This is a genomic window from Pseudomonas sp. 05N431 (assembly GCF_056397005.1).
Window position 1 is genome coordinate 11,336 of the sequence record NZ_JBFTMN010000014.1, and the last position, 15,680, is coordinate 27,015.

Consider the following 15,680-nt stretch of genomic DNA (forward strand, 5'->3'; position numbering starts at 1 on the left):
TTTTTGTGTTCGCCGCACCTTCACGCCGCGATCCGGCTTTCGGGCCATCAATAAATGAAACAGCAAAGGGAGAGTCCTCATGTCGGGAACTACTCTATTGATCAACCTCGCCGGCTCCATCGCACTGATGCTCTGGGGCACCCATATGATTTCTTCGGCGCTGTTGCGCGGCTTCGGCACGCCACTGCGTCAATGGCTGGGCAAAAACCTCAACAACCGCTGGATGGCCGTGCTGTCGGGCATCGGTATCACCGGTATTTTGCAAAGCAGCACCGCCGTCAGCCTGATGGCCACCTCCTTCACTGCCGCCGGAGCCCTCGGCCTTGCACCCGCGTTGGCGGTGATGCTCGGGGCCAATATCGGCTCGACGCTGGTGGTGCAGCTGCTCAGTTTCGATATTTCGATCGTCACCCCCATCGTCCTGCTGGCCGGGTTCATCGTCTTCCGCCTGCGCGATGACTCACGCTACGAGAGCGTCGGTTGCGCACTGATTGGCCTGGGCTTGATGCTGCTGGCGCTGCGCATGCTCGGGTCGACGCTGGGAGAGGTCGAAGGCACGCCGATCTTCCATGCGCTCATGCACAGCCTCGATGGCGACATGATCATTGCCTTGCTGGTGGCGATGCTGCTGACCTGGATCTGCCATTCCAGCGTCGCGGTGGTGTTGCTGATCGCCTCGCTCGCCGGCACCGGTCTGCTCTCGCCCGTGACCAGCATGGCGCTGGTACTCGGCGTAAACATCGGTGGAGCCCTGCCCTCGGTGCTCAATGCAAGTTCCGCCGTGGCCCGGCGCTTGCCGGTCGGCAATCTGCTGGTGCGGGTTATCGGTGCGCTGGTGTGCTTGCCGTTCGTGCCGATGCTGGCTCAGAGCAGCCCGATTGCAGAGCTGACACCCGCGCTGCTGGTGGTTAGCCTGCACACCAGCTTCAACCTGGTGCTGGCGCTGGTGTTCATCGGCCTGACAGAGCCGCTGGCGAAACTGCTGACGCACCTGCTGCCGTCACCTGCGCGGGACGTCGATCCCGGTATGCCGCTCTATCTGGATGAATCCGGCCTTGCGGTGGCGAACATCGGTCTGTCCAACGCGGCGCGTGAAGCCCTGCGGCTGGCTGACATGCTCTCGATCATGCTCAACCGCGTGCTGCAACTGTTCCAGACCTCGGACCAGCGCAACGCCGATGAGGTACGACAGATCGACCAGTCCCTCGATCTGCTGAGCGCAGCGATTCGTGCCTATCTGGCGGACATCGGCCAGGAAGGCATCAGTGACAGTGACGCCGATCGCTCGCAGGAAATCCTGATGTTCGTGATCAACCTGGAGCACGCCGCCGACATCCTTTCCACCAGCCTTGCGCAGTTGGCCGCGCGTCGACTGCGGCGCGGTGAAAACTTCTCGGCCTTCGAACTGGGCACGCTCTATCCGCTGCACAACGAACTGCTGGAAAGCCTGAGCCTGGCGATCACCGTGTTTCTTCGCGAAGACCTCGCAACCGCCCACTATCTGGTCAACCGCAAAGAATCGGTCAGAAGGCTCGAAGCTGCGGCCAGCCGGGCACACTTTCGTGCCCTACGCGAAGACAAAAGTGCCTGGGCCGAGTCCGGTGACATTTTTCAACGGTTGCTGCGCGACTACCGACGCGTGCATCACCACATCGCGGCGCTGGCCTACCCGGTACTCGAACGCGCCGGGGAACGCGATATCGAGAGCAGCTGCCTGGCAGATGTTCATCCGCAACGCTCTGACGACAAGGATGAACTGCCATGCGCGTCCTGATCTGTGCCGGGCGCTATTACGCCGACACCCGTACCTGCCGCCGAGTGCTGGAAGCCTTCCAGTGCCTGCACGAAGTGCGCGTGCTGATCCACGGCGGCAATCAGTTTCTGGGCGGTGACATCGAGAACTGGGCCCGGGAACTGGGCGCGAACATCGTGCGCTACCCCGCCAACTGGCAGCTGCATGGCAAGCTGGCGGAGCGCCTGCGCAACAGCTTCATGCTGCAAGACAGTCGACCCGACATCGTCATTGCGCTACCCGGTGGGGAGGACACTGAAGAGCTGATCGCGCAAGCCAGGGCAGCCGGCATTCAAACCTTCCAGATGAACGAAAGGACTTAACCCACTTAACTGTACATCCATACAGATAAAGGTTGATCCACGCCGCTGTACCCCGCATGCTGTGCACCTTCCAACCCTGATGACTGATGGTGGTTATGCGGCTGTTTCTCTGTGAAAAACCTTCCCAGGCCAAAGACATTGCGGCCGTGCTCGGTGCCAGCCGGCGCGGCGACGGCTGCTGGCTGGGAACGGACGTCACAGTGACCTGGTGCATCGGCCACCTGCTGGAAACCGCACCGCCGGATGCCTACGACGCCCGCTATAAACGCTGGGTCCTGGAAGACCTGCCGATCATTCCCGAAAAATGGAAAATGCTGGTCAAACCCAAGACCGCCAGCCAGTTCAAAGCCGTCAAACGGCTACTCGGCGAAGCGGATGAGCTGGTGATCGCCACCGACGCCGACCGTGAGGGCGAGATGATTGCCCGTGAGCTGGTGGAGCATTGCCGCTATCGCGGGCCGATCAAGCGCCTGTGGCTGTCGGCGCTGGACGATGCCTCGATTCGCAAGGCCCTGGCGGCGCTCAAACCCGGTGCCGAAACCTTCAGCCTCTATCACTCGGCACTCGGGCGCTCGCGTGCCGACTGGCTGATCGGCATGAACATGAGCCGCCTGTTCACCCTGCTCGGGCGTCAGTCCGGCTATCAAGGCGTGCTGCCAGTGGGCCGGGTGCAAACCCCGACCTTGCGGCTGGTGGTTGATCGCGACCGCAGCATCGCCGACTTCGTGCCCGTACCGTATTGGGCCATCGACGTACAACTGCTGCATGACAACATCCCGTTCACCGCCCAATGGCGCGCCGCACCGGACGTCTGCGACGAGCATGACCGCTGCCTGAATCAGGCGCTGGCCCAGGAAGCGGCCACGGCCATGCGCAACGCCGCCAGTGCGCGGCTGGTCAAACTGCGCACCGAGCGGGTCCGCGAAGCCGCCCCACTGCCATTCGACCTTGGCACTCTGCAAGAAATCTGCTCGAAAAAACTCGGCCTCGGCGCCCAGGAAACCCTGGACGTGGCCCAGGCGTTGTACGAAACCCATAAGGTCATCACCTACCCACGCAGTGACTGCGGCTACCTGCCGCTGAGTCAGCACAGCGAAGCACCGGGCATTCTCGCCGCCCTTGGGCGTGCCGACCCAAGCCTTGGCGAACTGCTCAAGCACCTTGAGCCACAACGCCGGTCGCGGGCCTGGAACGACGCCAAGGTCAGCGCCCACCACGGGATCATCCCCACGGCGGCGGCGAAAAACCTCGAACGCCTGACCGGCAAGCACCGTGCGGTCTACACCTTGATCCGGGCGCGGTATCTGGCGCAGTTTCTGCCCAATCACGAATACGACCGCACCCAGGCTGACTTCGACTGCGCCGGGCAAGCCTTGCGTGCGGTGGGCAAACTGATTGTCGAGCCAGGCTGGAAACGCGCACTGCCCGAAGCGTTGGCCCCGGCGAAGGGACGGGAAGCACCAGCGCCGCAGATGCTTCCGGCACTGGCTGAAGGACGGGATTACGCCGTCGCCAACGTGACACTGAAGGACCTCTGGACCCAGCCACCCAAGCCGTTTACCGAAGGCGACCTGATCAAGGCGATGAAGAACGTCGCCAAACTGGTGGAAGATCCACTGCTCAAGCAAAAGCTCAAGGACACCACCGGCATCGGCACCGAGGCAACCCGCGCCGGGATCATTCAGGGGTTGCTGGATCGAGGCTATCTGATCAAGAACGGCAAGGCCCTGGCCGCCACACCGCCGGCCTTCAGCCTGATCGACGCCGTGCCCCGGGCCATCGCCGATCCCGGCACCACAGCGATCTGGGAACAAGCCCTGGACATGGTGCAAAGCAGCGAAATGAGCCTTGAGGAATTCGTCGCCAAGCAAGCCGCCTGGATGAGCAAACAAGTCGGTCGCTGCACCGGCCTGCGCCTGACCATCAGCGGCCCGGCAAGCCCCGCCGGCAAAGGAGCGGAGCCCTGGAAGAACAAACGTAAAACCGCCAAGCGCAAAACCGCGCCTGCCACCAAACGCAAAGCAAAACCTACCTTGTAGGAGCAAGAGCTAGGCGCCCCGCGATGAGCCCCATCTCAACACTACGTATTTCCTTGCCCGAACAACGAAAATCGCTCAATACAAGCCCGTAGCTCGTAGCAGCTGTCGAGCCGCGCGAGGCTGCGTTCGGCCGCGCAGCGGTCGTAAAATCATGCAACACGTTCCGTCAGGTAAACCGCGTACGCAGGATTTGCGAGGACTGCGTCCTCGAACGCAGCCTCGCGGGCTCGGCAGCTGCTACGACGGGTGTTTAAGCTTGCCTACACAGTGCCCATCAGAGGCTACAACGCCTTGCTTCGCGGCCTACACCTTCACCAGAATCCGCCGACTTGTGCGCTTTGGTCCTCGCCTCTATCGTTTCCGTGTCGCTGACCATTCAGCGAACGGGCTTGGCGGCCCGAATTCAAGGTGATTCCCAATGACAAAGTGAGCTTCACCATGTTCAAAACCACCCAAAATCCCCCCGAAACCGATCCCGTTTCCCCCTACGCCTCCCTCGATTCAAAAGAACTCCACGCCGCTGCGCACCGTGCGCTCGACCATTACCTGGTACTGCCCGAGACCAAGGCATTGTTAGCCGACCGACGCCCCAGTTGCATTTTCGTGATCGCCCCCGACGTCGACTCTGAAACCCTATTGGCCCACGCCTGCGAAACCCTTGCCTCAGCCAATGTCATGGCCAGCGATCTGGCGTTTGAACTCGAAGGCCCCAAACGCAATACCGCACTGGCGATTCAACAGATGATTTCCCTGACCGAGCTGGCAGTGAATCGCGCCCTGGATCACCTCGACCCACCTGATTCACCGCAGTAGTACGCCAACACCGCGGGGCTCTTGTGGGAGCGAGCTTGCTCGCGATGACAGTTTTACATTCGACATCAATGTTTACTGTTACACCGCTATCGCGAGCAAGCTCGCTCCCACATTCGATTCTTGCTGTTTCGAACTTTGTGTTCACTTAACTGACCGGCATTGGGCCAAGCCCGAGGACTTAAAACACCGACCAGCCAATGCGCTCACTCAGCAACTCCAGCGCCGCCATGCCGGCCAGCGAGTTGCCCGCCGGGTTCAGTTCCGGTGACCAGACGCACACGGTAAAGCGTCCCGGCACCACGGCCACGATGCCACCGCCTACGCCGCTCTTGCCCGGCAAACCGACGCGATAGGCAAAGTTGCCGGCTTCGTCATACAGACCGCTGGTGGCCATGATCGAGTTGACCTGTTTGGTCTGGCGCGCAGTGAGGATCTGTTCGCCGCTGTGTTTGCAGAACCCGTCGTTGGCCAGGAAACAGAAGGCCCGAGCCAGGTCGACACAACTCATGCGCAGCGCACAATGGCTGAAGTAGCTGCGCAGTACAGCTTCCACATCGTTATGAAAGTTGCCGAACGATTGCATCAGGTAGGCCATGGCCGCGTTGCGCGCACGGTGCTGGTATTCCGACTCGGCGACTTTGCTGTCGACCATCACTTGCGGGTTGCCGGACAAGCGCCGCACAAAATCGCGCATCGACAGCGCTGGCGCGGCAAAGCGTGACTGATTGATGTCGCAGATCACCAGTGCCCCGGCATTGATGAACGGATTGCGCGGCCGACCGCGTTCGAACTCCAGCTGCACCAGCGAGTTGAACGGCTGGCCGGAAGGCTCGTGACCGAGTCGCTCCCAGATCGCTTCTCCGGAATGCTCGATGGCCTGCACCAGGCTGAACACCTTGGAGATGCTCTGCACCGAAAACAGCGTGTGCGCATCGCCAGCGCAATACAGCTCGCCGTCATTGCCATACACCGCAATGCCCAACTGATCGGCCGGCACACTGCCCAGCGCAGGAATGTAATTAGCCACCTTGCCCTGTCCGATCAGGGGGCGAACCGTATCAAGAATCTCGTTCAACAACGCTTGCATGCCGGGTTCCGAATTCACGCCCCGTACCACCGCGGGGACACAGACGCTAGACGCCACAGACGCACGTCAGAGCACAGTTTTTCGCTCAACTGCCAGCCCCTCGCGGTAGACCGAATAACAACTATCCTGCATCGTGTGGTGAAACCCCGCAACTGGAGCGCTGACCATGTTCGACAGCCCCATCCGCGAACAGCTCGACCACCTTCAGAAGCTGATGGCCGACCAGCCATTGCTGGTGCTTACGGGTGCCGGCATCAGCACGCCGTCGGGCACTCCCGATTACCGCGACACCGATGGGGTGCGGCGCGGTCGGCAGCCGATGATGTATCAGGAGTTCCTCAAAGCCCCCGAGTCGCGCCAGCGTTACTGGGCACGGGCGATGCTCGGTTGGCCACGGGTTCGGCAAGCGCGGCCGAACCTGGCCCACGAAGCCTTGGCCACGTTGCAGGCGCAGCGACAGATTGCCGGGTTGATTACCCAGAATGTCGACACCTTGCATGATCAGGCCGGCAGCCCGGAGGTGATCGAACTGCATGGCAGCCTGCACCGGGTGTTGTGTCTGGATTGCGGCCAGCGCAGCGATCGGGATTCGATCCAGCGCCTCATGGAAGCGCAAAACCCGTATCTGGCAGGCGTCGATGCGGTTCAGGCACCCGATGGTGACACCCTGCTCGACCCGGCCTTCGAGTCGCACTTTCAAGTCCCCCGTTGCCCAAACTGCGAGGGTGAGCGAATGAAACCGGACGTGGTGTTTTTCGGTGAAAACGTCGCGCATGCCACCGCCGCCAAGGCCATGACAGCTGCCGAGCAGGCTGCGGGTATGCTGGTGGTGGGCTCGTCGTTGATGGCGTTTTCGGCGTTTCGCCTGTGTCGGGTGATCGCCGACCGCGGCAAACCGTTGATCGCCATCAACCTGGGCAAGACCCGCGCCGATGAGTTGCTGGACATGAAAATAGAAGCGTCCTGCGAACAGCTGTTGCCAGTGCTCGCAGAACGCCTGAGCCAATTCAGGCCATTTCTGCCTGTTTGACCGCGACCGCTTGCTTGACCTCAAACCGGTCCGCCAGGAACGGTGTGATGTCCAGCGGCAACGCTTCGTTGTTCACCAGTTTGTCCAGCAACACTCCGGTGATCGCCGAGGTCAGGATGCCGGTGCGGAAATGCCCGCACGCATTCAGATAACCCTGAACCCCTTTCATCGGCCCGAGAATCGGCAGTTCATCCGGTGAGCCCGGCCGCAACCCCGCCCAGCAACGCTTGAGATTGATGTGTTCAAGCTCTGGAATGCAGCGGATCGCGCCTTGCACCAACCCATAGATTTCCGGGTAGGTGGTGGTCACGTCGAAGCCTTTGTCTTCGGTGGTGCTGCCGATCAGGATCTCGCCGTTGTCCTTCTGCGCCAGGTAGCAATCACTGGTGGTCAGGCAACCGCGCAAGATCTTCGGCATGCGCTCGGTCAGCAAGATCTGACCCTTGACCGGATTCACCGGAATACGAATACCAGTAGCCCACTCACTCAAGTCAGCCGCCCAGGCGCCGGCGGCGTTGATCAAAGTGTCGCAACGGAACTTGCCGGCTTCGGCAGTCTGCACCCCGACCACCCGCGAACCCTGGTGCAACACCTCAGTGACGTTGGTGTTGAAGTACAGGTCGACGCCATTCTGCCGGGCGCCTTCGGTGTAGGCGTCCGCCAGGCGGAACGGGCTGACCTGGTGGTCGCAGAGAAACTCCAGCGCCCCGCGCGCTTCATGGCTGACGCTCGGCTCGGCCTCGCGCAACGCGGCCTGGTCGAGCCAGCGCACCTGATCGGCCAGGTGTGGAATGCAGGCGACGATGTGCTCGGCGTACAAGCGGTCCTCATCGTCGTAGATCACGAACTTCAACCCGTTTTTTTCGAACTTGAAGTCCATGCCGTGCTTTTCCTGCAACTCGCGGTGCAGGTCCGGGTACATCGCATTCGATTGCAGGGCAAACTCAAAGAACGAATCCGGCAGGATGTGCGGCGTGCTGGAATCAACCGCCACCGCCGCGCCCTGGGCTTCGCGCTTGCGGTTGGCCGACATCATGCGAAAGAAGATCACCCCGCAGCCGAGCCCCACCGACTCACCGATCGCCCAAAGACCGCCGGCCGACGCTCGGGTCGCGTTGCCGGGGCGCTTGGCGTCGATCAGTGCGACTTTCAGGTTTTTGCGTTTCGACAGTTGATAGGCGCAGGAGGCCCCGATCACACCGCCACCGGCAATGACCACATCGTAGAACTTACTCATGATTCAACGCATCCGTGCCGAGGTTCTGGAAAGCCGAAAAAGGAATCGGCTCGATGGGAAAACGCGGGCGTAACCAGCCTACATCCGGGCGTCCGGTGGCTTCACGCAAGCGGTCACTGCAATAGCCGACACACATCCGCCCCTGACAATCGCCCATGCTCACCCGCGTGCGCATTTTCAGGCTGGCCATGTCTTGAACGCCTTGGGACAGCGCCCGATCGATGTCCGCCCGGGTGGCGTTTTCGCAACGGCAGATCAGCGTATCGGCAGCCGGCAACGCCGTTTGCCCGGCACCGCGTTCGGTGTAGCGATCCACTGCCGCGCGAAAACGCACGATGGACTTGAGCTTCGCCAGATAGCGTTCACGCAAGTGCAGCGCCTGCTCGGTGCTCAGCACATCGCGCTGCACAAGGATCGACAACGCAGCGATTCGGCCGCTGAGCATCGCTGCTTCGCCACCGCGAATCCCGCCCATGTCACCGGCCAGGTGAACGTGCGGCTCGCTGCTTTGCTGCCAGATATTGGCGGTGGCGCGCAGATAACCGTCATCGCTGAAGCCATGCTCCAGGCCCATTTGTTGACTGAGTTGAGTACGCGGAATAAAGCCATAGCCCACCGCCAGAGTCTGCGCCGGCACCTGCTCGGCGCGACTCAGGTCTGGCTGCCAATTGCTGGAATACGGTGCGACGGTCACGCTGCGCAACTCGCCCTCGCCTTGCGCCTCGACCACACCCCAACCGTAGCGCATCGCAATTCGGTGCAGTTTCAGATAGGCGAGCATGCTCAGCCCGTCGAGGAACAGCTGCGGCTTGTTCAGCAGGGCCAGGCTTTCCTTGGCGATCTTGCCGAATGCGCAGGCCTCGAACACACCGGCAACCTTCACCCCGCTGGCATGCAATTGACAGGCAACCAGCGGCAACAACGGACCGGTACCGGCGATCACCACCGGGCTTTGCGGCTTGACCACGCCGCTCTTGATTTGCAGTTGCAGACCGCCCAGCAGTATCACGCCCGGCAACGTCCAGCCGGGGAACGGTACGCTGCGCTCATGACATCCGGCGGCGAGCAACAATTGCGGGTAGGTGATTTCCTGCACGCGTTCGTCTGCGTCCAGCATGACCAACGCCCGAGTCCCTTCTGCACCGACAACCCGCGTGTTCAAACACACATCGATCAGCGCGCAACGGTCCTGAAAGTCGCCATGCAGTTTGGCCAGGGACTCGGCGTAACGCGGCCCCAGATAGTCCAGCTGTACGCCGTCGCGCAACGGTCCGCGATACACCACGCCGCCCAGCCGCGAAGCTTCTTCGAGCAAGGTGCAGTGCACGCCGTGTCTGGCCAGTTCAATGGCCGCCGCCATACCCGCCGGGCCACCGCCGACGATGACTGGATGCAGGCTCATAGTGCCTCCTGCTCGGCTATGCGGTTGACCGCCGTTTCGACCCGCATTCCAGGCCGTACCAGCGTCTGGCAGGCGCGGCGCTTGTGTCGACCGTTGATTTTCACCAGGCAGCATTGGCACACGCCCATACCGCAATAGGCCCCGCTGATCTGATCGTGATCGTTACGTGCGACCTGACGCACACCAAGGGATTGAATGACCGTCAGCACGGTTTCGCCTATCGCGGCGCTGACCGGCTGGCCATTGAGTTCGATGGTCATATCCGCCCGCATGAGCGGCTGGATATCAAAGGTACGGTCTAGGCGTTGCATGGCATGTTTCATCCGTGAAAAGTCATTGAGGGGTGTCAGCATCTTGTTGCAGTCGTGCGACGACGCAACATTGCTGCGCCAGGACGATGTAGACGACAGTGCTACAAGGTCCTGAAGCTAATACGCTACGTGATAGGCCAATGCGAAACATTGATCCAGGCCAGTGAACTGCACTGCGCCGACTTCTGTCACACCGTTGGAAAGTCGCATCTGTCTGAAGGCGATCTACCCTATATGAAAGTTTTTTCAGAACCCTCGCCGGTATTTCTTGGCACACTGTCGCCCGTGTATTTCACTTACTCCCAGGCAAGCCCCATGACCCGAATCCTGACCATTGAAGACGACGCCGTCACCGCACGGGAGATCGTTGCCGAACTGAGCAGCCATGGCCTGCAGGTGGACTGGGTCGCCAATGGTCGAGAAGGCCTGGCGCGGGCGGTCAGCGGTGACTACGACCTGATCACCCTTGACCGCATGCTGCCGGAGCTCGATGGCCTGGCGATTGTCACCACCTTGCGAACTATGGGCGTGTCGACGCCGATTCTGATGATCAGCGCCCTGTCCGACGTCGATGAGCGTGTTCGTGGCTTGCGCGCCGGTGGCGACGATTACCTGACCAAGCCCTTTGCCACCGACGAAATGGCCGCCCGGGTCGAAGTCCTGCTGCGTCGCCAGAACACCGTCAAGGACTACACAACGACGCTGCGCGTGGCTGACCTCGAGCTCAACCTGATCAGCCGCGAAGCCAGTCGCGGCGGACAGTTGCTGAGCCTGCTGCCGACCGAATACAAACTGCTGGAGTTTCTGTTGCGCAATACCGGGCAGATCCTCTCGCGGATGATGATTTTCGAAGAGGTCTGGGGCTATCACTTCGACCCCGGCACCAACCTGATCGATGTGCACATCGGACGTCTGCGCAAAAAGATCGACCTTCCGGGCCAACTGCCGCTGATACGGACTGTGCGAGGCTCGGGTTATGTCATTGCTGAACCCGTCTAAAGGCTGGCGCTCCTCCAGCAGCCGTTTGCTGGCGCTCTACAGTGCGCTGTTCGTGGTCTGGAGCTGTCTGCTCATGGGGGTGATGTATTACGAAGTTTCCAGCTACCTGGAGAGCCTTGCCAAACATTCGCTGATGCAGCGCCAGCACCTGTTTTCACGCTTCCACGGCGATCAGCTGGATGAGGCGCTGATTGCCAGCATCACCTTCGACCAGCGCGGTATCGATGCCTACGGGCTGTTCGACGAACAGCATCGGCCGCTGCACGGGCTGATTCGCAAGATCCCCGCCGGCCTGCCGCTGGATGGCAAGATCCATTCACTGGGCGACTGCGCCGACCCGGATGACGCCAGCCTGCCGTCCGACAGTTGCGACGCGGTGGCGACCCACACGCTGGATGGCCGCTGGCTGGTCCTGGTGCGTGACAACGGTTCGTTATTCGCGGTCACACGGATCATCCTGCATGCCCTGTTCTGGGGAGTCTCGCTGACCATCATCCCCGGCATCGCCGGTTGGCACTTGTTGCGCCGGCGGCCGTTGCAACGGATTCGCGCCTTGCAGGCGAGCGCCGAAGCCATCGTCGCCGGCAACCTCAACCATCGTTTGCCGCTGTCCAGCCGCCGCGATGAGCTGGACATGCTCGCAGCCATCGTCAACGCCATGCTCGAACGCATCGAGCGCCTGGTGAATGAGGTCAAGGGCGTTTGCGACAACATTGCCCACGACCTGCGCACCCCGCTCACCCGGCTACGGGCGCAGCTTTACCGTATTCAACAGCAGGCCGTCGAAGGTTCTGCCGAGGCGTTACAGCTGGATCAGGTGATCGCCGAGACCGACACCCTGATGGCGCGCTTTCGCGGGTTGCTGCGGATTTCCGAGCTGGAGGATCAACAACGGCGATCGGGCTTTGTGCTGTTCGATCCGTTGCCATTGCTGCAGGAACTGCACGATTTTTACCTGCCGCTGGCCGAAGAAGGTCAACTGACATTAAGCCTGCAAGCACCACACACCTTGCCGGCGCTGACCGGCGACCGGGCGTTGTTGTTTGAAGCCCTGTCGAACTTGCTGAGCAACTCGATCAAGTTCACCCCGGCGGGCGGTCAGGTCATCGTGCGGGCAATCGACAACGCCGGCAGCACACGCATTGAAGTACTCGACTCTGGCCCCGGCATCCCGACGGACAAACGCACGGCGGTGTTTCAACGTTTCTATCGCGTCGACGACAATGCCAAGAACGGTGGTTTCGGCCTCGGCTTGTCGATTGTCGCGGCCATCGTGAACCTGCACGGGTACAGCCTGGATGTCGGCAGCAGCGAACTCGGCGGCGCCCGCCTGACACTCGATTGCCGCCAGCGGTTACTGCCTGCGGACTAAAGCGGCCGTTGATCGTTCCCACGCTCTGCGTCACAGCGGACGCAGAGCGTCCGGGGCGGCATTCCCACGCGGGAGCGTGGGAACGATCAGTCTTAAGATCTACCGCCCACCCGCCAAATCAACAAAGGTCCCGGTCGCATAAGAAGCCTTGTCCGACAGCAGCCAGATAATCGCCTCGGCGACTTCATCCGGGCGGCCGCCGCGGGCCATGGGAATGCCCGACTCAAGCTTGCTGACCCGATCCGGATCACCGCTCAGGGCGTGGAAATCGGTGTAGATGTAGCCGGGACGTACGGCGTTGACACGGATGCCTTCGCCTGCGACTTCCTTCGACAGGCCGATGGTAAACGTATCCAGCGCGCCCTTGGACGCTGCATAGTCGACGTATTCGCCAGGCGAGCCGAGGCGCGAGGCGACCGAGGAGACGTTGACGATGCTGCCGCCCTGCCCGCCGTGTCTGGGTGACATGCGCAGCAGTGCATGCTTGGCACAGAGTATCGGCGCCAGAACGTTGGTTTTCATGATTTTCAGAATGCGGAATTCGGACATTTCATCGACCCGCGACTTTTGCCCCACGGTGCCGGCGTTGTTCACCAGCGCGGTGACACGACCCAGCTCGGTGTCGACGCGGTGGAACAGGCTGATCACTTCGTCTTCGATGCTGACATCGGCGCGCACTGCAATCGCCTGGGCGCCGAGCGCGCGGACTTGCTCGAGGACCTGTTGCGCGGCCAACTCGTCGGCCTGGTAGTTGATGCAGATTCGATAGCCCTGCTCAGCGGCCAGGAGCGCCGTAGCGGCGCCGATACCACGACCGCCACCGGTGATGACGATGACTTTGTCCATGCTGATTCCCCCGTTCAAACCCGAAACCTTGCGCCGCAAGAATAACCGCCAACGCCGGTTTTTGCATGGCCTCAATCCCTTGGACCTGCGCTCAACCTGTAGCAGCTGCCGAGCCTGCGAGGCTGCGTTCGGCTGCGTAGCAGTCGTGAAATCAGTCACCACGGTGCTTCAGGAAAATCCTGCACTCCGGGTTTACGACTGCTTCGCAGCCGAACGCAGCCTCGCAGGCTCGGCAGCTGCTACGGGCCGCCTGCTGCGTTCAGCTCGTCACCAATTGCTCCGCTCGGTGGATATCGACCATGAACCTGTCGGCGGGTAACGGGTGTCCCAGCAGGTAGCCTTGCAAGGAATCACAGCCGAGCTGAGTCAGGAAGTCCTGTTGCACATCGGTTTCCACGCCTTCGGCGACGATGCGCAAACCCAGCGCCTGCCCAAGAGCGACGATGGCCGAGACGATCGCTGCGTCATCGCTGTCGCGCTCAAGGTCACGGACAAAACCACGGTCGATCTTCAGCTCATTGGCCGGCAGGCGCTTGAGGTACATCAAGCTCGAGTAACCCGTACCGAAGTCGTCGATGGACAGGTCGACACCCATTTCCGAGAGCTTCGCAAGCACCGTCATGCTCGCGTCAGCATCGCTCATGGCGGTGGTTTCGGTAATTTCCAGGGTCAGGCTGTTGGCAGGCAAACGGTGAGTGGCCAGGGCTTTGGCGACGCTCTGAACCAACCCGGCATGACAGAACTGCAACGCCGAGAGATTCACCGCAATACGCCAGTGGGTATACCCCTGGCCGTGCCAGAGACTCATTTGCCGGCAGGCTTCGTTGAGCACCCAGTCGCCGATCGGGATGATCAACCCGGTTTTCTCCGCCAGTTCAATGAACTTGTCCGGCAGCAGCATGCCCTGGGTCGGGTGCTCCCAACGCAGCAAGGCTTCGGCACCGACTGGCAGACCATTGCTGGCGTCAAACTTGGGTTGGTAGTGCAGGCTGAATTGCTGGTGCTCGACCGCATTACGCAAATCCTGGAGCATTTGCAGTTGCTTGCGGGCGTTGGTGTTCATCGAGGCATCGAAGAAGCTGTAGCCGTTCTTGCCCGCGCCCTTGGCGTGATACATCGCCGCGTCGGCGTTCATCAGCAGTTCTTGCGGGGTCTGTCCGTTGCCGGGGTACAGGGCAATGCCAACGCTGGCAGAGATCTGCAAGTCGTGCTCAGCGACCCGGAACGCGCGCGCGATCAACCCCACCTGACGCGCCGCCAGACGCAAGGCATCGTCGGGTTCGGCGAGCTGCACCAGCAACACGAATTCGTCACCGCCAATCCGCGCCAGCGTGTCCTGACTGCGCAGGTCCTCACGCAAACGTACGCCGACTTCGCGCAGCAACTGGTCGCCTATATGGTGACCAAAGGCATCGTTGACCGGTTTGAAACCATCAAGATCGATGAACATCAACGCGAAACAACCACCCTGCTCCTGCACCACATGCATGGCTTGATCGATGCGATCGGCCAACAGCACACGGTTCGGCAACCCGGTCAGGGGGTCGTGCAAGGCCAGCTGGGTGAGTTCGCGGTTGGCCAGGGTCAGGGAGTTGGCCAACTCGGCGGTGCGTGCTTCCAGACGTGCATCGAGGATCGAAGTCAGCAGTGCGATGCTCAACACTGCCAGAGTGGTGACCAGCACCAGGTTGTCCAGGCCCTTGCCACTCAAACCATCGAGTGCGGCGCCACAAAAGCTGCCCTCGGCAAATTGCGCTGCCGCCATCCCGGTGTAGTGCATGCCGACAATTGCGATGCCCATGATCACCGCGGCGCCGCCACGAACGAGGCGCACATACGGGGTGTTCTGGCGCAAACGAAAGGCAATCCATAATGCCGCGGCCGAAGCGCCGACCGCGATCGCCAGCGAGGCACCGAACAATGCCGGATCGTAATCGATACCCGGCTGCATGCGCATGGCGGCCATGCCGGTGTAATGCATGCCACTGATGCCCGCGCCCATGATCAATGCGCCAAACGCCAGCTGCCAGCCCGGCAAACGCGGCTGGCTGACCAGCCACAACGCGAACCCGCAAGACAGAATGGCGATCACCAGCGACAACGCGGTGATACCGATATCGTACCCGAGGATGAGCGGCAATCTGAACGCCAGCATGCCAATGAAGTGCATCGACCAGACGCCGATGCCCATGGCCAATGCGCCACCCGCCGTCCAACAGTGAGCTGCCCGGCCTTTGGCGGTTGCGATACGACCGGTCAGGTCCAGGGCGGTATAGGAGGCAAGAATCGCCACGCAAAGGGAGATCATAACCAGGGCGGGGGAATAACTACCAATGAGCATCAGAACTTCTCGTGGCCGCCCCACCGGACAGCATCCAGGCTCGTGGGGGCAAAGTGCGCGATTGTACTGATTCCATCAACGAACGCAC

General features: G+C 61.4%; 13 protein-coding genes. 7 read left to right on the forward strand and 6 right to left on the reverse strand.

Annotation, left to right across the window (positions count from 1 at the left end):
- Positions 1-79: 79 nt before the first annotated feature.
- The 4 genes from AC1DIG_RS21825 (at position 80) to AC1DIG_RS21840 (ending at position 4,967) form a co-directional block, all read left to right on the forward strand.
- Complete coding sequence (locus tag AC1DIG_RS21825) at positions 80-1,774, forward strand: Na/Pi cotransporter family protein (protein ID WP_477768970.1); 1,695 nt, start codon at positions 80-82, stop codon at positions 1,772-1,774.
- Complete coding sequence (locus AC1DIG_RS21830) at positions 1,762-2,115, forward strand: DUF2493 domain-containing protein (protein WP_477768971.1); 354 nt, start codon at positions 1,762-1,764, stop codon at positions 2,113-2,115. Before AC1DIG_RS21825 ends, AC1DIG_RS21830 begins: the two co-directional genes overlap by 13 nt.
- A gap of 95 nt (positions 2,116-2,210) precedes the next feature.
- Positions 2,211-4,154: a DNA topoisomerase III gene (locus AC1DIG_RS21835; RefSeq protein ID WP_477768972.1), complete on the forward strand. Its 1,944-nt coding sequence runs from the start codon at positions 2,211-2,213 to the stop codon at positions 4,152-4,154.
- 438 nt (positions 4,155-4,592) lie between these two features.
- A complete protein-coding gene (locus AC1DIG_RS21840) occupies positions 4,593-4,967 on the forward strand; it encodes a DUF6124 family protein (protein ID WP_477768973.1) in 375 nt (124 codons plus the stop codon).
- Between the two features lie 178 nt (positions 4,968-5,145).
- Here the strand turns inward: AC1DIG_RS21840 and glsB are convergent, their stop codons facing one another.
- Entirely contained in the window at positions 5,146-6,054 is a 909-nt protein-coding gene (gene glsB / locus AC1DIG_RS21845; protein WP_477768974.1) for a glutaminase B, read from the reverse strand.
- A 166-nt stretch (positions 6,055-6,220) separates the two neighbouring features.
- On the opposite strand from glsB, the gene AC1DIG_RS21850 reads away from it, so the two are divergent.
- The gene (locus AC1DIG_RS21850) at positions 6,221-7,084 is read left to right on the forward strand and encodes an NAD-dependent protein deacetylase (RefSeq protein ID WP_477768975.1); all 864 of its coding nucleotides are present in this window, start codon (positions 6,221-6,223) and stop codon (positions 7,082-7,084) included.
- Here AC1DIG_RS21850 and hcnC read toward each other — a convergent pair.
- From hcnC to hcnA, 3 genes are read right to left on the reverse strand one after another with little or no spacing between them, the layout of a single operon-like run.
- On the reverse strand, positions 7,062-8,321 hold the full coding sequence (gene hcnC / locus AC1DIG_RS21855) for a cyanide-forming glycine dehydrogenase subunit HcnC (RefSeq protein ID WP_477768976.1): 1,260 nt from the start codon (positions 8,319-8,321) through the stop codon (positions 7,062-7,064). The genes AC1DIG_RS21850 and hcnC overlap by 23 nt on opposite strands.
- Positions 8,314-9,723: a cyanide-forming glycine dehydrogenase subunit HcnB gene (gene hcnB, locus AC1DIG_RS21860; RefSeq protein ID WP_477768977.1), complete on the reverse strand. Its 1,410-nt coding sequence runs from the start codon at positions 9,721-9,723 to the stop codon at positions 8,314-8,316. Before hcnB ends, hcnC begins: the two co-directional genes overlap by 8 nt.
- Positions 9,720-10,034, reverse strand: coding sequence for a cyanide-forming glycine dehydrogenase subunit HcnA (hcnA, locus tag AC1DIG_RS21865; protein WP_477768978.1), 315 nt, complete (start codon positions 10,032-10,034; stop codon positions 9,720-9,722). The genes hcnB and hcnA overlap by 4 nt, the downstream gene beginning before the upstream one ends.
- Before the next feature lie 315 nt (positions 10,035-10,349).
- Here hcnA and AC1DIG_RS21870 point away from each other — a divergent pair, with 315 nt between their 5' ends.
- Positions 10,350-11,033, forward strand: a complete 684-nt coding sequence (locus AC1DIG_RS21870) for a response regulator transcription factor (protein WP_477768979.1) — start codon at positions 10,350-10,352, stop codon at positions 11,031-11,033.
- Positions 11,011-12,405, forward strand: coding sequence for a sensor histidine kinase (locus tag AC1DIG_RS21875; RefSeq protein WP_477768980.1), 1,395 nt, complete (start codon positions 11,011-11,013; stop codon positions 12,403-12,405). Before AC1DIG_RS21870 ends, AC1DIG_RS21875 begins: the two co-directional genes overlap by 23 nt.
- 99 nt (positions 12,406-12,504) lie before the next feature.
- Here AC1DIG_RS21875 and AC1DIG_RS21880 read toward each other — a convergent pair whose 3' ends face one another.
- Positions 12,505-13,251 carry an SDR family oxidoreductase gene (locus AC1DIG_RS21880; protein ID WP_477768981.1) on the reverse strand — a complete coding sequence of 249 codons (747 nt, stop codon included), beginning with the start codon at positions 13,249-13,251 and terminating at the stop codon, positions 12,505-12,507.
- 259 nt (positions 13,252-13,510) lie between these two features.
- Complete coding sequence (locus AC1DIG_RS21885) at positions 13,511-15,592, reverse strand: putative bifunctional diguanylate cyclase/phosphodiesterase (RefSeq protein WP_477768982.1); 2,082 nt, start codon at positions 15,590-15,592, stop codon at positions 13,511-13,513.
- Positions 15,593-15,680 lie beyond the last annotated feature (88 nt).